14 protein-coding genes and 1 riboswitch are annotated in these 20,246 nt (G+C 73.3%); of the genes, 8 read left to right on the top strand and 6 right to left on the bottom strand.

Annotation, left to right across the window (positions count from 1 at the left end; translation table 11 throughout):
* The first annotated feature begins 14 nt into the window (after positions 1 to 14).
* A riboswitch (TPP riboswitch) is annotated at positions 15 to 147 on the top strand.
* Positions 140 to 1,930: a phosphomethylpyrimidine synthase ThiC gene (gene thiC / locus NPS70_RS22315; protein WP_256526156.1), complete on the top strand. Its 1,791-nt coding sequence runs from the start codon at positions 140 to 142 to the stop codon at positions 1,928 to 1,930. It overlaps the preceding riboswitch by 8 nt.
* A 401-nt stretch (positions 1,931 to 2,331) precedes the next feature.
* The gene (locus NPS70_RS22320; RefSeq protein WP_256526157.1) at positions 2,332 to 2,685 is read left to right on the top strand and encodes a DUF805 domain-containing protein; all 354 of its coding nucleotides are present in this window, start codon (positions 2,332 to 2,334) and stop codon (positions 2,683 to 2,685) included.
* Positions 2,686 to 2,775: 90 nt separating this feature from the next.
* Here the strand turns inward: NPS70_RS22320 and NPS70_RS22325 are convergent, their stop codons facing one another.
* The 3 genes from NPS70_RS22325 to NPS70_RS22335 all read right to left on the bottom strand — a co-directional run bounded on the left by NPS70_RS22325 (position 2,776) and on the right by NPS70_RS22335 (position 6,110).
* Positions 2,776 to 3,585, bottom strand: coding sequence for a hypothetical protein (locus NPS70_RS22325; protein WP_256526158.1), 810 nt, complete (start codon positions 3,583 to 3,585; stop codon positions 2,776 to 2,778).
* A 159-nt stretch (positions 3,586 to 3,744) separates the two neighbouring features.
* Entirely contained in the window at positions 3,745 to 4,839 is a 1,095-nt protein-coding gene (locus tag NPS70_RS22330) for a metallophosphoesterase (RefSeq protein WP_256526159.1), read from the bottom strand.
* A 158-nt stretch (positions 4,840 to 4,997) separates the two neighbouring features.
* Positions 4,998 to 6,110 carry a LacI family DNA-binding transcriptional regulator gene (locus tag NPS70_RS22335; RefSeq protein ID WP_256526160.1) on the bottom strand — a complete coding sequence of 371 codons (1,113 nt, stop codon included), beginning with the start codon at positions 6,108 to 6,110 and terminating at the stop codon, positions 4,998 to 5,000.
* 489 nt (positions 6,111 to 6,599) lie between these two features.
* Here NPS70_RS22335 and hisC point away from each other — a divergent pair, with 489 nt between their 5' ends.
* The 6 genes from hisC to NPS70_RS22365 all read left to right on the top strand — a co-directional run bounded on the left by hisC (position 6,600) and on the right by NPS70_RS22365 (position 17,517).
* Positions 6,600 to 7,679, top strand: coding sequence for a histidinol-phosphate transaminase (gene hisC, locus NPS70_RS22340; RefSeq protein WP_256526161.1), 1,080 nt, complete (start codon positions 6,600 to 6,602; stop codon positions 7,677 to 7,679).
* Positions 7,680 to 8,112: 433 nt separating this feature from the next.
* Positions 8,113 to 9,621 (top strand): cytochrome ubiquinol oxidase subunit I, encoded by a 1,509-nt coding sequence (locus NPS70_RS22345; RefSeq protein WP_256526278.1) that lies wholly within the window; start codon positions 8,113 to 8,115, stop codon positions 9,619 to 9,621.
* A gap of 23 nt (positions 9,622 to 9,644) precedes the next feature.
* Positions 9,645 to 10,646 (top strand): cytochrome d ubiquinol oxidase subunit II, encoded by a 1,002-nt coding sequence (gene cydB, locus NPS70_RS22350; RefSeq protein ID WP_256526162.1) that lies wholly within the window; start codon positions 9,645 to 9,647, stop codon positions 10,644 to 10,646.
* 15 nt (positions 10,647 to 10,661) lie between these two features.
* Positions 10,662 to 14,231 carry a thiol reductant ABC exporter subunit CydD gene (gene cydD, locus NPS70_RS22355; RefSeq protein WP_256526163.1) on the top strand — a complete coding sequence of 1,190 codons (3,570 nt, stop codon included), beginning with the start codon at positions 10,662 to 10,664 and terminating at the stop codon, positions 14,229 to 14,231.
* A 10-nt stretch (positions 14,232 to 14,241) separates the two neighbouring features.
* The gene (locus tag NPS70_RS22360) at positions 14,242 to 16,038 is read left to right on the top strand and encodes a GAF domain-containing sensor histidine kinase (protein ID WP_256526164.1); all 1,797 of its coding nucleotides are present in this window, start codon (positions 14,242 to 14,244) and stop codon (positions 16,036 to 16,038) included.
* A 210-nt stretch (positions 16,039 to 16,248) separates the two neighbouring features.
* Complete coding sequence (locus NPS70_RS22365; protein ID WP_256526165.1) at positions 16,249 to 17,517, top strand: M23 family metallopeptidase; 1,269 nt, start codon at positions 16,249 to 16,251, stop codon at positions 17,515 to 17,517.
* Positions 17,518 to 17,605: 88 nt separating this feature from the next.
* On the opposite strand, the gene NPS70_RS22370 is transcribed toward NPS70_RS22365, so the two are convergent.
* The 3 genes from NPS70_RS22370 to NPS70_RS22380 form a co-directional block, all read right to left on the bottom strand.
* On the bottom strand, positions 17,606 to 18,466 hold the full coding sequence (locus tag NPS70_RS22370) for an HAD hydrolase family protein (RefSeq protein ID WP_374212041.1): 861 nt from the start codon (positions 18,464 to 18,466) through the stop codon (positions 17,606 to 17,608).
* Positions 18,467 to 18,602: 136 nt separating this feature from the next.
* Positions 18,603 to 19,499 (bottom strand): LLM class flavin-dependent oxidoreductase, encoded by an 897-nt coding sequence (locus tag NPS70_RS22375; protein ID WP_256526166.1) that lies wholly within the window; start codon positions 19,497 to 19,499, stop codon positions 18,603 to 18,605.
* A gap of 59 nt (positions 19,500 to 19,558) precedes the next feature.
* Complete coding sequence (locus NPS70_RS22380; RefSeq protein ID WP_305886217.1) at positions 19,559 to 20,134, bottom strand: RNA 2'-phosphotransferase; 576 nt, start codon at positions 20,132 to 20,134, stop codon at positions 19,559 to 19,561.
* Positions 20,135 to 20,246: the final 112 nt, after the last annotated feature.

The following is a 20,246-nucleotide window of genomic DNA, read 5'->3' on the forward strand; positions in this document are numbered from 1 at the left end:
AGCGTGGTGGCACGTTTTGCACACGCGGGAGCTCGGAGCACCGGGCTGAGAGGGCGTTGACCTCCGTATATCCGTACGGGACAGCTGCGCCGACCGCCGAACCTGTTACCGGGTAATGCCGGCGTAGGGAGTAGGTCACATGACCACATCGGACGCACACACGCCTGCCTCCGACCAGAGCGGCGAGGCCGGGAGGTCCATCGGCTGGCACAAGGGGTACGTCGAGGGGTCGCGCCCCGACATCCGGGTGCCGGTGCGCAGGGTGCACCTCACCAACGGCCGCGACGTGACGCTGTACGACACCTCCGGTCCGTACACCGACCCCGGGGTCGACACCGACGTGCGCCGCGGGCTGCCGGCCCTCCGGGAGAACTGGATCGTCGGGCGCGGGGACACCGAGGAGTACGCCGGCCGGCCCGTCCGCCCCGAGGACGACGGCATCAAGCACACCGCGCCGCGTGGCGGACTGCGGAACCTCGACGCGGTGTTCCCGGGACGCCCGCGCCAGCCCCGCCGCGGCCGCGAGGGCCGGGCGGTCACCCAACTCGCCTACGCCCGACGGGGCGAGACCACCCCGGAGATGGAGTACGTGGCCCTCCGGGAGAACGTCTCCCCCGAGGTCGTGCGCGAGGAGATCGCGGCGGGGCGGGCCGTGCTGCCCGCCAACGTCAACCACCCGGAGATCGAGCCGATGATCATCGGCAAGCGGTTCCTGGTGAAGGTCAACGCCAACATCGGCAACTCCGCCGTGACCTCCTCCATCGAGGAGGAGGTGGAGAAGATGACCTGGGCGACGCGCTGGGGCGCCGACACGGTCATGGACCTCTCCACCGGCCGCAACATCCACACCACCCGCGAGTGGGTGCTGCGCAACTCCCCGGTGCCGATCGGCACGGTCCCGCTCTACCAGGCGCTGGAGAAGGTGGACGGCAAGGCCGAGGAACTCACCTGGGAGATCTACAAGGACACGGTCGTCGAGCAGGCCGAGCAGGGCGTCGACTACATGACCGTCCACGCCGGTGTGCTGCTGCGCTACGTGCCGCTCACCGCCCGGCGCAAGACGGGCATCGTCTCGCGCGGCGGCTCGATCATGGCCGCGTGGTGCCTCGCGCACCACCGGGAGTCCTTCCTGTACGAGAACTTCGAGGAGCTCTGCGAGATCCTCGCCTCCTACGACGTCACCTACTCCCTCGGCGACGGCCTCCGTCCCGGTTCGATCGCGGACGCCAACGACGAGGCGCAGTTCGCCGAGTTGAGGACGCTCGGCGAGCTGAACACGATCGCCAAGCGGCACAACGTGCAGACCATGATCGAGGGCCCCGGCCATGTGCCGATGCACAAGATCAAGGAGAACATCGACCTCCAGCAGGAGATCTGCGAGGAGGCGCCGTTCTACACGCTCGGCCCGCTCACCACGGACGTCGCCCCGGCCTACGACCACATCACCTCGGGGATCGGCGCCGCGATGATCGCCTGGTGGGGCACGGCGATGCTCTGCTACGTCACGCCCAAGGAGCACCTCGGCCTGCCCGACCGCGACGACGTGAAGACCGGCGTCATCACGTACAAGATCGCGGCGCATGCGGCGGACCTGGCCAAGGGGCATCCCGGTGCGCAGGAGTGGGACGACGCGCTGTCCGACGCGCGGTTCGAGTTCCGCTGGGAGGACCAGTTCAACCTGGCGCTCGACCCGGACACGGCCCGGGAGTACCACGACGAGACGCTGCCCGCTGAGCCGGCGAAGACCGCGCACTTCTGCTCCATGTGCGGTCCGAAGTTCTGCTCGATGAAGATCAGCAGAAGCATCACGGAGCAGTTCGGCGGCGACGATCCGCTGGTCGGCGACGACGAGGCCCGTGCCGGGATGCTGGCCAAGTCGGCCGAGTTCGCGGCCCAGGGCAACCGGCTGTACCTGCCGATCGCCGACTGAGGCCCCGAGGCCGCGATGTCCCCCGGCAGCTGCCGGGGGACATCGTCGTGTGCGGGGGCTTCCTCGGCGGACGGGCTCCCCGTGCGGGCCCGCTGCCGCCGCCGGGCCCGGGACCGTCGGAATCCGGCCCGAGCGGTGGGGCCGCCCGCCCTCCGCCCCGGCTCACGGGTGCCCCAAGGAGGGGTGGCCGGAGTGCGCTGTCCCCGGGGCCCTTGTCGGGCCTCGCGGTGCCGCGCCGCCGCCCGCGGGGCGGGCTGCGCTCGGACACGGTTGGGACGCAGGTCGGTGACGTTTCGGCCGTGACCGGTCCGCGCCTTGCCCGGCGACCACCCCATGGATAAGTTTCAGCCGCTTGTCCGAAATTCGATCTGCCCTGACATGGGCATGGGGAGGGGACCGCAGTGAACTGGTACCTGGCAGTGCTGAAGAACTACGTGGGATTCAGCGGCCGTGCGCGCCGTACGGAATTCTGGATGTACACGCTCTTCAACTTCCTTGCGGCGCTCGTGCTGTACGTCGTGGGCATGGCGATCGACACGATGGTCCCGTACTTCCTCTACGCCGTCGCGACCTTCCTGCCGTCCCTCGCCGTGTCCTTCCGGCGGCTGCACGACACCGGCCGCCCCGCGTGGTGGCTCCTGCTGGGCTTCGTCCCGCTCGTCGGCGGCATCATCCTGATCGTCTTCATGGCCGCCGAAGGCCAGGAGGAGGAGAACCGGTACGGCGCCAGCCCCAAGGCCGTGCCCGCCGCCTGATCTCCACGCCGGCCCCCGTTGCCGTCCCGTCCCCGTCCACCGCACACCCCGGTCCGGCCACCGGCTGCCGGGGGGCGGTGGACGGGCCGGTCACTCCGGCCGGTGCTCCGGGCCGCCGAACTCCGGCCCGGAGAAGTCGGGGCTGGAGAACGTCGGCCGCCGCTTGCCGGTCCGCCCCTCCGAGGGGCTGGTGAAGTCCGGCCCGCTGTAGCCGACCTTGGGTATGCGGCCCACCCGCGGCGGCGGGTCCAGCCGGGCCCGGGGGGCGGTGTCGTCGAGGGCCGCCCTGAGGAAGGGCAGCATCCCCCGTTCCAGCAGTGCCGCACCCCAGGCGTCCTTGGCGCTGCGCACCTCGTCGGGCAGCGCGTCGAAGGGTCTGCCGTCGGCGACATGGCTGGCGTCGTTGCGCAGGGCCGTCAGCAGCAGGGCCACCGCCGCGGCCAGGATCGCGGCGGCGGTCAGGGCGGCGAAGGCCCAGCCGGTCGAGACCAGGGCGCCGGCCAGGGACGGCGGCGGGCTGAGCACCTTCAGCAGGTAGCCGACGGCGAGCAGGATCACCGCGGCCGTGCCCGCGAGCATCGGCGCCAGGACGGTGACCACCGCGGCCAGCCCCGCTCCGGTCCGGGTCGTCTCCCCCGCACCCGACGGGGGGACCGTGCCGGCCGCCGCGGCGCGGACCTCGGCGCGGACCTTCACGTAGTGCTCGTACTCGGCGGCCGCGGCGGCGGTGATCAGGGCCGTCGCGTCCAGTGCGGTGGCGCGCAGCTGCTCGGTCGTCAGTCCGGTGCCCGCGATGGCGGGATCCCGTCCCTCGCGTGCGGTGCGCAGTGCTGCGTCGAGGATCCGCTCGTAGTCGGTGCGGTCCTCGGCCAGCAGGTGCGGAGCGCTTCTCATGTGCATCCCCCGAAGCTCCGTAGGGCCGGATCGCACGTGGTGGCCGGGCGGTCGGGCGGAAACGGAGGAGAGCCTGCTACGGATACGCCGATGGTAGAGCGGTCACGGCACACGGTGACAGAGGGTTTCCGTAATTCGCCGGATGCCCGGGAGGCGGGTGGTCGGTCAGCGAGCAAGCGGCAGCTGCTGGACAAGCAGCTTTCCGGCCATGGTCACGCCGCCGTCCATGGCGATGGCCAGGTCGTCCGCGTAGACGTGCGGGCCCTCGACCCGTGGGCGCTCGCCCTCCCCGCCGTCCTCGGTGCCGACCTCGCCCAGGAGGTAGGGGATGGGGCTGTGCCCGTGGACCACGCGCTGCCCTCCGTAGGCGTCGAGCAGCTCGCGCACGGCCGTCGGGCCGGCCTCGTCGCGGAAGGCGAAGCGCTTGGTGAACTTGCGGAAGAGGTCCCAGCACTGGTCGGGGTCGTTGCGGGTGAGGACCTCGTGCACGGCGTCGTTGACGTCCGCGATGGTGGAGCCGTACTCCAGGTACGCGGTCGTGTCGGAGTGCAGCAGCAGATGGCCGTCCTCCTCGACGACGGCGTCGAGCCGGGCCATCCACTGGAGGTGGACCTCCTCCAGGCGGTCCATGTCCTGCTTCTGGCCCCCGTTGAGCAGCCAGGCGGCCTGGAAGGTGGCGGTGCCGGCACCGGAGTTGACGGGCGTGTCGCCGAACCGCTTGGCGCCGAGCAGCAGCAGCTCGTGGTTGCCCATCAGGGCCTTGCAGTAGCCTCCGGCGGCGGCAGCCTCGGCGGACAGTCTCATGACCAGGTCGATCACGCCGATGCCGTCGGGGCCGCGGTCGGTGAAGTCACCGAGGAACCACAGCCGCGCGTTGCCGGCGGCCCAGTGGAGGTCGGTGTCGATCAGCCCCTTCTCGGCCAGGGCGGCGACGAGTTCCTCCAGGTAGCCGTGGACGTCTCCGACGACGTAGAGCGGTCCGAGGCCGGCGGTCGACGGCTCCTCGGGCGCGACGGCCACCTCCAGCGTGTCGCCGGGCCCCCCCCGGCCGATCACCGGGAGGTTGCGTTCGGTGGGGGTGTACCCCTCGGGCACCTCGCCCTCGGGGAAGGCGCCCCCGGGGCGGGCGTCGTGCCCGGCTGCGGCGGACTGCGACTGCACGGGCACCTGGGCGTACGGCGGTACCCGGAAGTCACGCAGTGTCGCCGTCCGCACCGCGGGTCCCTGACCGGCCCCCTGAGTCATCGACCCCTCCACCACCGTCGCGCGCCGTTCACCACTCGGCCCAACCTGGTCGGGGTGGTCCGCGGTGTCGTTCGCCCATCATAGGAACGCCCCAGGCGGTGTGTGACGCACCAGGGGCGACGAATCCCGCCGCTCTCCTGGTTCACCTGATGTTTCGTCCCAATTGAGAAGCTCTAGTCCTGGGCGGGGGACCGCGGTGCGCTCACGGTGGTGCGCGGGGAGCGGCGCTGCGAGGACGTCCTGACGATCAGTTCGGTCGGTATCACCTGCTCGACCGGCCGGTCCTCGTCGATTCCCTCGATCGCGTCGATCAGCAACTGGACGACCGCGGTCCCGATGCGCCGGGGCTTCAGCGAGAGGGTCGTGATGGGCGGCTCCGTGCTGGCGTACACGGTGGACTCGCTGCAGCAGACGAGCAGCAGGTCCTCCGGGACGCGCAGACCGTAGCGCCGGGCGGCGGCGAGGAGGTCCGTGCCGTTGGGGTCGAAGAGGCCGTAGACCGCGTCGGGCCGGTCGGGCCTGGCGAGCAGCCGGTCTGCGGCGACCGCGCCGGCGCAGGGGTCGTGGGCCGGGTAGGACTCGTACACCGGGTCCTGGCCGACGCGCTCGCACCAGCTGAGGTACGCGGTGGTGGACAGGCGGGTGTAGGTGTCCGTGGTGGTGCCGGTCAGCAGGCCGATGCGCCGGGCCCCGGCGTCCGCGAGGTGGTCCAGCAGGCCCAGCACGGCGGCCTCGTGGTCGTTGTCGACCCAGGCCGTGACGGGCAGGGTGCCCGCGGGGCGGCCGTCGGAGACGACCGGGAGCCCCTGGCGGACGAGCTCGGCGACCACGGGGTCGTGGTCGGAGGGGTCGATGACCACGGTGCCGTCGAGTGCCACGTTGGACCAGACGTCGTGGCGGGAGGTGGCCGGAAGGATCACCAGGGCGTAGCCGCGGTCCAGGGCGGCCGAGGTGGCGGCCCGGGCCATCTCCGCGAAGTAGGCGAACTCGGTGAAGGTGAAAGGTTCATCCCCGTAAGTGGTCACCGTCAGGCCGATTAAGCCGGACTTCCCGGTGCGGAGCGTGCGGGCCGCTGCGGAGGGGCGGTAGCCCAGCCGGTCGGCGACCTCGCGGACGTGCCGACGGGTGGCGTCGGGGAGTCTGCCCTTCCCGTTGAGCGCGTCGGAGACGGTAGTGATCGAGACCCCGGCTGCGGCGGCGACGTCCCGGATGCCCGCCCGCCCCTGCCTGCCGCCCCGGCGGGATGTTTCCGTCCGGCTCACCTGGTGCTTCCCTGCTGCTGTCATGGCGAGCCGATAGTAGGGCTCACGCGGTTGGTCTGGCCGGTCGCATATGCGCGCGTTGACAGTCACGATTCTGCATGATCACAGCAGGCTAACTGCCTTCGAAGATAAGGCTGTTGGCCGATTCAGGCTGCATGCCGTGGGTAGGGAGCGGTGTGCACCTGTCAGGCGGGTCAGGTTGCGAACCGGTCTCAACTCACCTCTACGAGGGATGCGCGCCACGGAGTGAGCCACCGGCGCGCGACGTGCTCGTGCGCTCCCCAGGCCCTGCCCGAGCGGGATCCGGCGGCGCCCGCGGAGCCCGCCGGGAGACCGCCCGGCGGGCTCCGCGCGGTCGGTGGGCCTCCGGCGGCCCGCAGGGGATTTCCGGCTCCGGCCATTCGCAGGAGACGCGAATCCTCATAAGGTGAGCAGTATTGGTGAGCGGTACACGGTGGCCGGCCCGGCGTGCGCGCGGGGAACGGCCGGCAGGACGGTCGAGGAGGACCTGCGGTGAGCGAGACGACGCCCAAGCTGCGCGCGGCGCTGGACGACATCCCCACGTACAAGCCGGGCAAGCCCGCGGCGGCCGGCGGGCCCGTGGCCTTCAAGCTGTCCTCCAACGAGAACCCCTACCCTCCGCTGCCCGGGGTGATGGAGAGTGCCCTGGCGGCGGCGGCGAGCTTCAACCGCTACCCGGACATGGCCTGCACCGGGCTGATGAACGAGCTCGCGGAGCGCTTCGGCGTCCCGGTCTCCCACCTCGCGACGGGCACCGGCTCGGTGGGTGTCGCCCAGTCGCTGCTCCAGTCCACCTCGGGCCCCGGTGACGAGGTGATCTACGGCTGGCGTTCCTTCGAGGCGTACCCGATCATCACCCGGATCAGCGGCGCCACGGCCGTTCCCGTGCCGCTCACCCCGGGCGAGGTGCACGACCTCGACGCGATGGCCGAGGCGGTGACCGACCGCACCAGGCTGATCTTCGTCTGCAACCCCAACAACCCGACCGGCACGGTCGTCCGCCGGGCCGAGCTGGAGCGCTTCCTCGACCGTGTGCCCTCGGACGTGCTGGTCGTCCTGGACGAGGCCTACCGCGAGTTCATCCGCGACGCGGAGGTGCCGGACGGCCTGGAGATCTACCGGGACCGCCCCAACGTCGCCGTGCTGCGGACCTTCTCCAAGGCGTACGGGCTGGCGGGCCTGCGGGTCGGCTTCGCCGTCGCGCACGAGCCGGTCGCGGCGGCGCTGCGCAAGACGGCCGTGCCCTTCGGTGTCTCGCAGCTGGCCCAGGACGCGGCGGTCGCCTCGCTGCGTGCCGAGGACGAGCTGCTGGGGCGTGTCGGCTCCCTGGTGTCCGAGCGGACCCGGGTGTACGAGGGGCTCGTCGGCCAGGGCTGGACCGTGCCGGAGACCCAGGCGAACTTCGTCTGGCTGCGGCTCGGCGAGCGGACCGTCGACTTCGCGGCCGCCTGTGAGGAGGCCGGCGTCGTGGTGCGGCCCTTCCCGGGGGAGGGCGTGCGGGTGACCATCGGCGAGACCGAGGCCAACGACCTCTTCCTCCAGACGGCGGAGGCCTTCCGCAAGGCCCTCTGATCCGCCTGCGCGTGTCCGCCCCGGCGTCCCGGCGCCCGTTCGCGCCGGGGTGACGCGCCGCCGCACCCGCCACGGCTCGCTCGGCCCGCCTTTCGGTGCCGTCCCGGAGGCGGCGGGCGGTCGCGGGGCTCCCCCGATCCGTCCTGGCACCCCCGTGAGCACCCTGCTCACGGGGGTGTTCCCGGTGGCCGGGCGCCGGTCCTGCCGACCGGCCGGGAGGCGCGGCCCGTGTGGCCGGCGCCACACTCCGGCGGCGCCCGGGGTGGAGGGGCGGTTTTCGGACCCCCCGGTGAAAGGTGCGGATCGTGAATGAGCCATAATGCTTGTGAATGTGAACGCGTTCACAAGCTCCCCTGTTTCTCCCCGGATGCGGGGGTTTGGCAGGCGGGCGGTTCGCGGTGACCACGGCGACGTAAGGAGAACCGACGTGGACCTGAACCTCGCACTCGCGCCCGAGACACTGGCGCGCTGGCAGTTCGGCATCACCACCGTCTACCACTTCCTCTTCGTCCCCCTGACCATCTCGCTCGCCGCGCTCACGGCCGGACTCCAGACGGCCTGGGTGCGGACGAACAAGGAGAAGTACCTCCGGGCGACCAAGTTCTGGGGCAAGCTGTTCCTGATCAACATCGCGATGGGCGTGGTCACGGGCATCGTGCAGGAGTTCCAGTTCGGGATGAACTGGTCCGACTACTCCCGCTTCGTGGGAGACATCTTCGGGGCTCCGCTCGCCTTCGAGGCCCTGATCGCCTTCTTCTTCGAGTCGACCTTCATCGGCCTGTGGATCTTCGGCTGGGACAAGCTGCCCCAGAAGATCCACCTGGCCTGCATATGGATGGTCGCCCTCGGGACCACCCTCTCCGCCTACTTCATCCTGGCGGCCAACTCCTGGATGCAGCACCCGGTCGGCTACCGGATCGACGAGGAGCGGGGCCGGGCCGAACTCACCGACTTCTGGCTGGTGCTGACCCAGGACACCGCGGTCACCCAGTTCTTCCACACCATCACCGCGGCCTTCCTGGTCGGCGGTGCCTTCATGGTGGGGATCTCCGCCTTCCACCTCGCCCGCAGGAAGCACGTCCCGGTGATGAGGAGCTCGCTCCGGGTCGGCCTGGTGACCCTCACCGTGGCCGGTCTGCTGACCGCGGTCAGCGGCGACCTGCTCGGCAAGGTGATGTTCAAGCAGCAGCCGATGAAGATGGCCGCTGCCGAGGCGCTGTGGGACGGCGAGGCCCCCGCACCCTTCTCGGTCTTCGCCTACGGCGACGTCGACGCGGGGCACAACAAGGTCGCCATCGAGATCCCCGGCCTGCTGTCCTTCCTGGCCAACGACGACTTCGACTCCTATGTGCCGGGGATCAACGACGTCAACAAGGCGGAGCAGGAGAAGTTCGGCCCCGGGGACTACCGGCCGAACATCCCCGTCGCCTACTGGGGCTTCCGCTGGATGATCGGCTTCGGTATGACGTCCTTCGGGATCGGCCTGCTCGGCCTCTGGCTCACCCGCAGGCGGTTCCTGCTGCCGCCCGCGCTGCGGACCGGGGAGGAGGAGGTGCCCCGCCTGGTGCTCTTCAGGACCAAGGCGCTCAGCCCCCGCCTCACCGGGTGGTACTGGCGCATCGCCCTGTGGACCACCGGCTTCCCGCTGATCGCCAGCTCCTGGGGGTGGATCTTCACCGAGATGGGCCGCCAGCCCTGGGTGGTCTACGGCGTGCTCCGGACCAGCGACGCGGTCTCCCCCGGTGTCTCGCAGGCCGAGGTGATCACCTCCATGACGGTGTTCACGCTGCTCTACGCCGTGCTCGCCGTCATCGAGGTCAAGCTCCTGGTCACGTACGTCAAGGCCGGCCCGCCGGAGCTGACCGAGGCCGACCTCGACCCGCCCACCCGGATCGGCGGACACGACCACGACGCCGACCGGCCGATGGCCTTCTCGTACTGAGACCGCAGAGGAGCTGTTGACGCATGGAACTCCACAACGTCTGGTTCGTCCTGATCGCGGTCCTCTGGATCGGCTACTTCTTCCTGGAGGGCTTCGACTTCGGCGTCGGTGTCCTGACCAAGCTGCTCGCCCGCGACCGCGCGGAGCGGCGGGTGCTCATCAACACGATCGGGCCGGTCTGGGACGGCAACGAAGTGTGGCTGCTCACCGCGGGCGGGGCGACCTTCGCCGCCTTCCCCGACTGGTACGCCACCCTCTTCTCCGGTTTCTACCTGCCGCTGCTGCTGATCCTCGTCTGCCTGATCGTGCGCGGGGTGGCCTTCGAGTACCGGCACAAGCGTGAGGAGGAGCGCTGGCAGGCCAACTGGGAGCGGGCGATCTTCTGGACCTCGCTGCTGCCCGCCTTCCTCTGGGGCGTGGCCTTCGCCAACATCGTCCGCGGTGTCGCCATCGACGCGGACAAGGAGTACGTCGGAGGCCTGCTCGACCTGCTCAACCCCTATGCCCTGCTGGGCGGGCTGGTGACGCTGACCCTGTTCACCTTCCACGGCGCCGTCTTCGCGGCCCTCAAGACCGTGGGGGAGATCAGGGTGCGGGCCAGGGCGCTGTCGCTGAGGCTGGGTGCGGTGGCCGCCGTTCCGGCGGTCGCCTTCCTGCTGTGGACCCAGGCCCTGCGGGGCGACGGGGCCAGCCTGGTGGCGCTCGCCGTCGCCGGGGCGGCGCTCCTCGCGGCGATCGCCGCGATCCGGGCCGGTCGTGAGGGCTGGTCCTTCGCCCTGTCCGGCGTCGCCATCGCCGCGGCCGTCGCCATGCTCTTCCTGGCGCTCTTCCCGCGGGTGATGCCCTCGACCCTCGACGACGCCTGGAGCCTGACCGTCACCAACGCCTCGTCGAGCCCCTACACGCTCACGATCATGACCTGGCTCGCCGTGATCGCCACTCCGGTGGTCCTGCTCTACCAGGGCTGGACCTACTGGGTGTTCCGCAAGCGCATCGGCACCCAGCACCTCGCCGACACCCACTAGCGGGGGATGTTTCACGTGAAACCGATCGATCCGCGTCTGCTGCACTACGCCCGCGCCACCCGCCTCTTCCTGGCGGCGGTGGTCGCGCTCGGCCTGGCCGGGGCCGCGCTCGTCGTCGCCCAGGCGATGCTCATCGCCGAGATCGTCGTCGGCGGCTTCCAGCAGGACCTGGCGGTGGCGGAGCTGGCGACGCCGCTGCTGCTGCTCGGGGCCGTCGCGGTGGGCCGGGCCGTCGTCTCCTGGCTCACCGAGCTGGCTGCGCACCGGGCCAGCGCCGCGGTCAAGTCGGAGCTGCGCGGTCGGCTGCTGGACCATGCCTCGGGGCTGGGTCCCGGTTGGCTGAGCGGGCAGCGCAGCGGCTCCCTCGCCGCCCTGGCCACCCGCGGGATCGACGCCCTGGACGACTACTTCGCGCGCTATCTGCCGCAGTTGGGCCTCGCGGTCGTGGTCCCGGTGGCGGTCCTGGCGCGGATCGTCACCGAGGACTGGGTCTCCGCGGCGATCATCGTCGGCACCCTGCCGTTGATCCCTCTCTTCATGGTGCTCATCGGCTGGGTGACGCAGGCCCGGATGGACCGGCAGTGGGGCCTGCTGTCGCGGCTCTCGGGGCACTTCCTCGACGTGGTGGCGGGCCTGCCCACGCTCAAGGTGTTCGGCCGGGCGAAGGCGCAGGCGGAGTCGATCCGGGAGATCACCTCCGAGTACCGCCGGGCGACGATGCGCACCCTGCGCATCGCCTTCCTCTCCTCCTTCGCCCTGGAACTGCTCTCCACCCTCTCGGTGGCCCTGGTGGCCGTGACCATCGGCATGCGCCTGGTCCACGGCGACCTGGACCTCTACACCGGTCTGGTGATCCTCGTCCTGGCGCCCGAGGCGTATCTGCCGCTGCGGGCGGTCGGCGCCCAGTACCACGCGGCGGCGGAGGGACTCTCGGCCGCCGAGGAAGTCTTCGAGGTGCTGGAGACCGGGCAGCGGCCCCCCGGCACCGCGGCCGTCCCCGAGGTGCTCCGCCTGGAGATCGAGGAGGTCTCCGTCCACCACGAGGGCCGGCGCGGGGCGGCGCCGGAGCGCGCCTCGCTGGTGGTCGAGCCGGGTGAGACGGTGGCCCTGGTCGGGGAGAGCGGCAGCGGGAAGTCCACCCTGCTGAACGTCCTGCTGGGCTTCACGGAGCCGACGAGCGGAACAGTGCGGGTGGGCGGTGCCGACCTCCGGGAGATCGACACCGAGGAGTGGTGGCAGCAGGTCGCCTGGGTCCCCCAGCGCCCCTACCTCTTCGCCGGGACGATCGCCGACAACGTGCGCCTGGCCCGTCCCGGGGCCGATGACGCGGCGGTGCGCGAGGCGCTGCGGGACGCGGGCGCGCAGGAGTTCGTCGATGCCCTCCCCCACGGCGCCCGGACGCCGCTGGGTGAGGACGGGGCCGGCCTCTCCGCAGGGCAGCGCCAACGGCTCGCGCTCGCCCGGGCGTTCCTCGCCGACCGTCCGGTGCTGCTTCTGGACGAGCCGACCGCCGCCCTGGACGGTGAGACCGAGACGGCCGTCGTCGAGGCGGTCGGGCGTCTCGCCCGGGGCCGCACGGTGCTGCTGGTCGTCCACCGCCCCGCCCTGCTGTCCGTCGCCGACCGGGTGGTCTCCCTCGCCTCCGCCTCCGTCGAGGAGACCCCGGACGCCGTTCCCTCGGCCGAGGCTGCCGGCGGTCGCCGCGAGCGTCCCGCGCCCGGCCCCGGCGAGGTGCGGACCGGTGACCCGACGGAGTCCCGCCCCGGCGGCGGTGCCCCGGATACCGGGCGCTCCCGGGGAGGCCCGGTCCTGGCCCGGGTGCGGGCGGCCGCGGGCGGCCTCCACGGCAGGCTGCTGCTGGCGCTGCTGCTCGGCACCCTGGCCCTGGCCTCGGCGGTCGGCCTGATGGCCGTGTCCGGATGGCTGATCTCCCGCGCCTCCGAGCAGCCCCCTGTGCTCCATCTGATGATCGCGGTCACCGCCACCCGCGCCTTCGGCATCGGGCGCGCCGTGTTCCGCTACGCGGAGCGGGTCGTCGCGCACGATGCCGTGTTGCGGATGCTCGCCGAGACGCGGGTGGCCGTCTACCGGGGGCTGGAGGCCATCGCCCCCGCCGGGCTGGGTGGACGGCGGCGGGGAGACCTGCTCTCGCGACTGGTCGCGGACGTGGACGGCCTCCAGGACTACTGGCTGCGCTGGCTGCTCCCCGCGGGAGCGGCCGCCCTGGTCGGCGCCGGGACCGTCGGGTTCACCGGCTGGCTGCTTCCCGAGGCGGGCGCCGTGCTGGCCGTCGGCCTGCTGGTGGCGGGCGTGGCGGTCCCGCTGCTGAGCGGCGCCGTCGCGCGGCGCGCCGAGCGGCAGCTGGCCCCGGCCCGCGGCCGCCTCACCGACACGGTGGTCGACCTGCTGCGCGGTGCCGCGGAGTCCACCGTGGCCGGGGCACGCGCCCGCAAGCTCGCCGCCGTGCGGGAGGCGGACGGCCGGCTCACCCGGATCGCCGCCCGGGGCGCGGCCGCCACGGCGCTGGGCGGCGGGCTGTCCGCGCTGGTCTGCGGGCTGACCGTGCTGGGCGCCGCGGCCGTCGGGCTCCGGGCGGTGCAGGAGGGCCGGCTCTCGGGCGTGGCGCTCGCCGTCGTCGTGCTGACCCCGCTCGCCGCCTTCGAGGCGGTCGCCGGTCTGCCGCTCGCCGTGCAGTACCGCAAGCGGGTGGAGCGCAGCGCGGAGCGTGTGTACGAGGTCCTCGACGCCCCCGTCCCCGTGCGGGAGCCCTCGTCCCCCGCCGAGCCGCCCGCCACGCCCTTCCCGCTGGTACTGCGCGGAGTCGGGGCACGGTATGGGACGGATGCGCCCCGGGCGCTGTGCGACGTCGACCTCACGCTCACCCCCGGCCGTCGCGTCGCGGTGGTGGGCACCTCCGGAGCGGGCAAGACCACCCTTGCCCAGGTGCTGCTGCGCTTCCTGGACACCGACTCCGGCCGCTACACGCTCGGCGGCACCGACGCCGGGACCCTGGACGGTGACAGCCTGCGTCGCTTCGTGGGCCTGTGCGCCCAGGACGCCCATCTCTTCGACAGCTCGGTGCGGGAGAACCTGCGCCTGGCGCGCCCCGGCGCGAGCGAGGAGGAACTGCGCCGCGCCCTGGCCGCCGCCCGTCTGCTGGACTGGGCCGACGCCCTGCCCGACGGCATGGACACCCTGGTGGGCGAGCACGGTGCCCGCCTCTCGGGCGGCCAGCGGCAGCGACTGGCCCTGGCCCGGGCCCTGCTGGCCGACTTCCCCGTGCTGGTGCTGGACGAACCGGCCGAGCACCTCGACCTGGTGACCGCCGACGCGCTCACCGCGGACCTGCTGGCCGCGACCCGCACCCGCAGCGGCGCGGGGCGTGCCACGGTGCTGATCACCCATCGGCTGCGCGGGCTGGAGGCCGTCGACGAGGTGGTCGTCCTCGAGGAGGGGCGGGTCGTGCAGCAGGGGCCCTACGAGGACCTGCTCCTCGTCGACGGACCGCTCCGGGCGATGCTGGAGAGGGAAACCGCGGCCGAAGAGGGAGGAATCCGACTTTCCGCCTCCGTCGGTGCTCACTAGGCTCGGAGGCATGACCGCCTCCGCACGCTGGGCCACGCATGGTCCGGCGGAGCCGCCCGGCGGGCCGGAGGACCGGGTGCCCGGGCTGCTGCGGGCCCTGCGGTCCATCGGCGCCGGGGCGGAACTCCGCTCGGCCCTGGACCGCATCTGCCGCACGGCGGCCGAGCTGACGGGGGCACGGTACGCGGCGATCGGGGTGCTCGACCCCGAGGGCGGGGAACTCGGCGACTTCGTCGCCCACGGGGTCCCCCCGGAGACCGAGGAGGCGATCGGGCGCCGGCCGGACGGTCGCAGCGGTCTCCTCGGCGCGCTGATCCACGATCCCGGCCCGCTGCTCCTGGACGACCTCACGGCCGACCCCCGGTCCCTCGGCGTCCCTCCGGGCCACCCGCCGATGCGCACCTTCCTGGGGGTCCCGATCCGGGAGCGGGGCGAGGTCTTCGGCAACCTCTACCTCGCCGAGAAGCACGGCGGGCAGGGGTTCACCGAGGAGGACCTCCATCTGGCGCACGTCCTCGCGACGGAGGCGGGGATCGCGGTCGGCACCGCGCGGCTGTACACACGGGCCCGCCGGCGTGAGCGGTGGATCGACGGCGCGGTGGCCGTCACCACCCAGCTGCTCGCGGGGGAGGACGCGGACGAGGCGCTGGCCGTGGTCGCCGAGCAGGCGATGAGCCTGGCCGAAGCGGCGGCCGGCGTGGTGCTGCTTCCGGAGGAGGGCGGTGGACTGGAGATCGTGGCCGTCTCCACGCCGCCGGTCCCGTCGTCCGAGGGGACCGGCGCGCCGTCCGGGGCAGGGGACCGGTCCTCCGGTGCGGCCGGGACGCCGGGCACCGCGCGGGGGGCCGCCACCCGTGCCGAACTGCTGGGTGTGGTCGTCCCCGCCCGTACCCCGGCGGTGCGGATGCTGCTGGCGGGGGAGACCGTGCTGGTGGCCGACTCGGCGACCGATCCGCGTCTGGCGGGGTCCCGCCTCGCCGGGCGGTTCGGCCCCGGCCTGCTGCTGCCCCTGAGCAGCGGCGGCCGGGTGCTCGGTGCCCTGGCCCTGCCACGGGCGGGCGGCGCGCGGCGCTTCACCCCGGAGGACCTCACGCTGGCGACCCGGTTCGCCGCCCAGGCCGCCCTGGCCCTGATGACGGCCGAGGCGCAGCGGGCACGGGAGCGCCTTGCGGTGCTGGAGGACCGCGACCGCATCGCACGGGACCTCCACGACCTCGTGATCCAGCGGCTGTTCACCACCGGGATGCTGCTGGAGAGCGCCCAGCTCCACAGCGCCGCGGCCGGAGTCCGCGAGGGGGTCGAGCGGGCGGTGGGCGAGCTGGACGTGACCATCCAGGAGATCCGCAGCGCCGTCTTCGCGCTGCGCCAGGGCCCCGCCGACGAACCCGCGGCTCTGGGCACCCGGGTGCTCCGGGAGATCGCCATGGCCGCCGTCCCGCTGGGCTTCGCCCCCAACCACCGCTTCACCGGCCCGGTGGACGAAGGGGTCGGTGAACTCACGGGCAAGAACCTGATCGCCGCGTTGCGGGAGGCACTCTCCAACGCCTTCCGGCACGCCCGGGCGAGCAGGATCGAGGTGGAGGTGGACGCCGCGGCGCAGCTCCCGGACGGCACCCCCGCGGTGCTGCTGTCGGTCGGGGACGACGGCATCGGTCTGCCGGACGGCGGACGGCGCAGCGGCCTGGGGAACCTTGCGCGGCGTGCCCAGTCGCTCGGCGGCTCCAGCTGGACGGGTCCGGGCATCGGCACCGAGGGCAGGGGGACCACGGTGTTCTGGCGGGCGCCGCTGGAGGTGCCCGGCACCTGATCCCGGAGACCGGTGCCTCGGGCGGCGGGGAGCGGGGGCGGGTGAACGGCGTTGCGGGCCCGGGCCGTCCGCGGCCGGGGCGCGCGGCGGACGGCGGTGCGGACCGGCCGGTGCGCGGGGTCGCCCGGGAAGCGGTGGCTGCTGGGCCAGGTGGCCCTACGGCGCCCCGGGCTGACGGTTTCGGCCGGAGGGGCGGGTCACGATCCGTGCATGGCCTGGAGACACGGTGACCGGTTGTGTGTGCTGACGGTGGTGCTGTGCGCGCTGCTGGGGGCTCCCTCCTCCACGGCGACCGCCGTCCCCGCGCATGCGACGCCCTCCCCGGTGCCGCAGCTGCTCTCCTCGGTGGTGCCGCACCCCCTGCTCCCCGCGGCACCGCACGGGCCTCCGGGGCGGCTCCCCGGCATGCCCGTCGGGCGGCCGCAGCCGGCCCCGCAGCCGACCCCTCCTGCGGACGGGCCGGCGGGGCGGGCGACCCCACCGGGTGCGGCGGCCGGCTCCGGGCGGGAGCGGGAGCCGTCCGACCGGCCGCCGCGGCCCTTGGCGCAGAAGGTCCTCCGGCTCTACGAGGACGCGGCCCGCGCGACCGCGGCGTACGAGCGCGGCCGCCGCGCCTCGGTGCGCCAGCGCGCCGAGGCGGACCGCCTCCGGGCGCGGGTCGTCCGGGAGCGCCGCAGTCTGGACGACCTCCGCGAGAAGCTCGGCGCGGTCGCCCGCGAGCAGTACCGGAGCGGGGGCCCCCTCGCGGACGCGGCGCGTCTGCTGCTGGCCGAGGATCCGGACACCCTGCTGCGCGGCTACCGGATCGCCGCCCAGACCCAGCGCGCGGTCAACCGGCTGCTGGACCGTACGGACCGGGCCCGGGCGCGCTTCGCCCGCCAGGAGCGCAGGGCACGGGCGGCCTGGCGGGAGCTGGCCGAGCGCGAGGCGCGCCTTGAGGCCGTGAAGCGCGGTGTCGAGACGACCCTGGAGGCCGCGCAGTGGATGCTGCAGAGCGAGGCCGACCGGCGTGTGGCTGCCGGTTCCTGCGCGGGTGCGGTGCGGCTGGACCAGCCGCCGCTGCCGGACGGCGGGCCCGCGTGGGTGGCGCCCGTGGAGGACTACTGGCTCTCCGCGGGGTTCGCCCGCTCGGGCGGCCGGTGGGCCCACCGCCACACGGGGCAGGACTTCGCCGTGGGCATCGGGGCCCCGGTGAGGTCGGTGGGTGCCGGGCGGGTGGTGAAGGTGTCCTGCGGCGGCGCCTTCGGCATCGAGGTCGTCGTCCGCCACGGTGACGGCTCCTACACCCAGTACGCGCATCTGGCGGGGCTGGCGGTGGACCAGGGGGAGCGGGTGCGCACGGGGCAGTGGATCGGCCAGGTGGGCACCACCGGCAACTCCACCGGACCGCATCTGCACTTCGAGGCGCGGATCACGCCGCACCTCGGGTCGGGGGTGGATCCGGTGGCCTGGCTGCGGGAGCGCGGCGTGCACCTGTGAGCGCCGGTCCCCCGCCCGGCGGAGGCCGGGGACGCGGTCGGCCGACGGCGCCCTCGCCCCGCCCCGGCCGGCCCGTCGGTGGGAGGACTCAGGTGCGCCCGTCGAGCCGGGTGAGGATCCGCTCGATGACGGCGGCGACGCCGTCCTCGTTGTTGTCGACGGTCCGGCCGGAGGCCGCCGCGGTGACATCGGGGTGGGCGTTGCCCATGGCGTAGGAGGTGCCGGCCCAGCTCAGCATCTCGATGTCGTTCGGCATGTCGCCGAAGGCCACGACCTCGTCCGCGGAGATGCCGCGCTCCGCGCAGCACAGGGCCAGGGTGCTGGCCTTGCTCACGCCCAGGCCGCTGACCTCCAGCAGCGCCGTGGGGCTGGAGCGGGTGATCGAGGCGTGCCCGCCCGCTGCCGTGCGGGCGAGCGCGAGGAAGCCGTCCGGGGTGAGGCCGGTGTGGTGGGCGAGGAGCTTGAGCACCGGGGCTCCCTCGCCGGGCCGCCCCTCGTGGAGCAGCTTCTCCGCCGTGGCCACCGTGGCGCCCGGGTCGAGGTGGAAGGGCGGGTAGGCGGGCTCGTAGTGGATACCGGTGGCCAGCTCGACGGCGAACGAGGTCCCGGGCGCGGCGTCCCGCAGGGCGCGCACCACGTCCAGTGCGGTGAGCCGGGCCAGGTCGCGGACCTGGACGAGCTCGCCCCCGGCGTGGAGGTCGACGACGGCCGCGCCGTTGGCGCAGATGGCCAGGCCGTGGCCGTGGACGTGCTCGCTGACCACGTCCATCCAGCGGGCCGGGCGGCCGGTGACGAAGAAGACCTCGATCCCGGCGTCCTCGGCGGCCGCCAGGGCCGCCACCGTCCGGTCGGAGACGGACTTGTCGTCGCGCAGCAGTGTGCCGTCCAGGTCCGTGGCGATGAGCCGCGGCATCGTGGACTGGGGCAGGGGGTCGGTCGCTGAGGTCACCCGATCATTCTCCCGCACCGCGTGCACGTGCGTGCGAGGGGGCGCACATGTGAGTGAGCACACGGTGACGCAGAGGCCCGGGCCGCTCCGTGCCCGGTCCTGCCGGCCGGCACGGGCCCGGAGCGGCGCGGTGCGCTCAGCGCAGCTGGGCGGGGGCCTCGGTGGCGATCTTCTCGAAGACGGCCTGGTCGGCGGCGAAGTCGGACCCGGGGATCGGCCAGTGGACGGCGAGCTCCGTGAAACCGAGCTCCCGGTGGCGGCCCGCGAAGTCGACGAAGGCGTCGAGGGACTCCAGGGGGCGTCCGCGGTCCGGGGTGAAGCCGGTCAGCAGGATCCTGTCCAGCTCGCCCGCGTCCCGCCCGATCTCCGCGCAGGCCGCGTCGAGCCGCTCGGCCTGTCCGCGCAGGGCTGCCACCGACTGCTCCGGGGTGCCCGTCTCGTACAGCTTCGGGTCGCCCGTCGTCACCCAGGCCCGGCCGTGCCGGGCGGCCAGCCTCAGCCCGCGCGGTCCGGTCGCCGCCACGGCGAACGGCAGCCGCGGCCGCTGCACGCAGCCCGGTATGTTGCGGGCCTCCTCCGCGGTGTAGAAGGCCCCCTGCTGCGAGACGGCGCCCTCGGTGAGGAGCCGGTCCAGCAGCGGCACGAACTCGGCGAAGCGGTCGGCCCGCTCGCGGGGCGTCCACGCCTCCTGGCCGAGCGCGGTGGCGTCGAAGCCGTTGCCGCCCGCGCCGATGCCCAGGGTGATCCGGCCGCCCGAGACGTCGTCCAGCGAGATCAGCTCCTTGGCGAGCGTCACCGGGTGCCGGAAGTTGGGGGAGGTGACGAGGGTGCCCAGGCGGATGTGCTCCGTCACCGCCGCCGCGGCCGTGAGCGTCGGAACGGCGCCGAACCAGGGCCCTTCCCGGAAGGACCGCCAGGAGAGGTGGTCGTAGGTGTACGCGGCGTGGAAGCCCAGCTCCTCGGCGTGCCGCCACTTCGCGCGGCCGCCCTCGTGCCAGCGGTCGACGGGCAGGATCACAGTACTCAGACGCATGGGGGCGACCCTACGCCCGGGTGAACCGGGCGGTGTCCGCCCGTGCGTGCCGCGGGCCCTCAGCGCTCCGGGAAGGCGAGGCGCCCGGCCGGGACGGAGGCCGTGAGCCACACGCCGTTGGTGCTCACGCGGAAGACATGGCCGTCCCGGTGCAGCGCCCCGGCCCGCACCGTGAGGACGATCGGGCGCCCCCGGCGCGCTCCCACGCGCAGCGCGGTCTCACGGTCCGGGGAGAGGTGGACGTCGTGCCGGGCCATCGGCCGAAGCCCCTCCGCCCGGATCGCGGCGAGCCGGGCGGCGACCGTACCGTGGTAGAGGTACTCGGGCGGCTCGGCGGGCGGGAGGTCCAGATCGACGCGGACCGTGTGCCCCTGGGCGGCGCGGATGCGGTCGCCGTCCACGGTGAAGCGCCGCTTGTCGTTGACGGCCACCACATGGTCGAGTTCGGCACGGGAGAGGGGGAAGCCGTGCGCGGCGGCCGCGCGGAGCAGGGCGTCGACGGGCACCCAGCCGTGCGGATCCAGGGAGAGGCCGATGCGCTCCGGCCGGTGGCGCAGGTGCTTGGCGAGGTACTTCGAAACCCGCACGGTGCGAGGGGTGCCGATCTCCGGCGGGGGTTCCGTCTCCGCTTCCATGCCGACAGGATGCCCGGTCGGCCGACGGCTCCGCCATCAAAAATCGCAGCCCACAAGAGGTTTGATCCACAGTCAATGAGGGTTGTCCACAGGGTTCTTGGGTTGCCTGTGG

Source organism: Streptomyces sp. C10-9-1, assembly GCF_024497955.1.
Classification (GTDB): domain Bacteria; phylum Actinomycetota; class Actinomycetes; order Streptomycetales; family Streptomycetaceae; genus Streptomyces; species Streptomyces sanyensis.

Coding starts and splice junctions, on each gene's coding strand:
- thiC (WP_256526156.1), top strand. CDS start 140: ATGACCACATCGGACGCACACACGCCTGCCTCCGACCAGAGCGGCGAG.
- NPS70_RS22325 (WP_256526158.1), bottom strand. CDS start 3,585: ATGCACATGAGAAGCGCTCCGCACCTGCTGGCCGAGGACCGCACCGAC.
- NPS70_RS22335 (WP_256526160.1), bottom strand. CDS start 6,110: ATGACAGCAGCAGGGAAGCACCAGGTGAGCCGGACGGAAACATCCCGC.
- cydB (WP_256526162.1), top strand. CDS start 9,645: ATGGAACTCCACAACGTCTGGTTCGTCCTGATCGCGGTCCTCTGGATC.
- NPS70_RS22360 (WP_256526164.1), top strand. CDS start 14,242: ATGACCGCCTCCGCACGCTGGGCCACGCATGGTCCGGCGGAGCCGCCC.
- NPS70_RS22365 (WP_256526165.1), top strand. CDS start 16,249: ATGGCCTGGAGACACGGTGACCGGTTGTGTGTGCTGACGGTGGTGCTG.
- NPS70_RS22375 (WP_256526166.1), bottom strand. CDS start 19,499: ATGCGTCTGAGTACTGTGATCCTGCCCGTCGACCGCTGGCACGAGGGC.
- NPS70_RS22380 (WP_305886217.1), bottom strand. CDS start 20,134: ATGGAAGCGGAGACGGAACCCCCGCCGGAGATCGGCACCCCTCGCACC.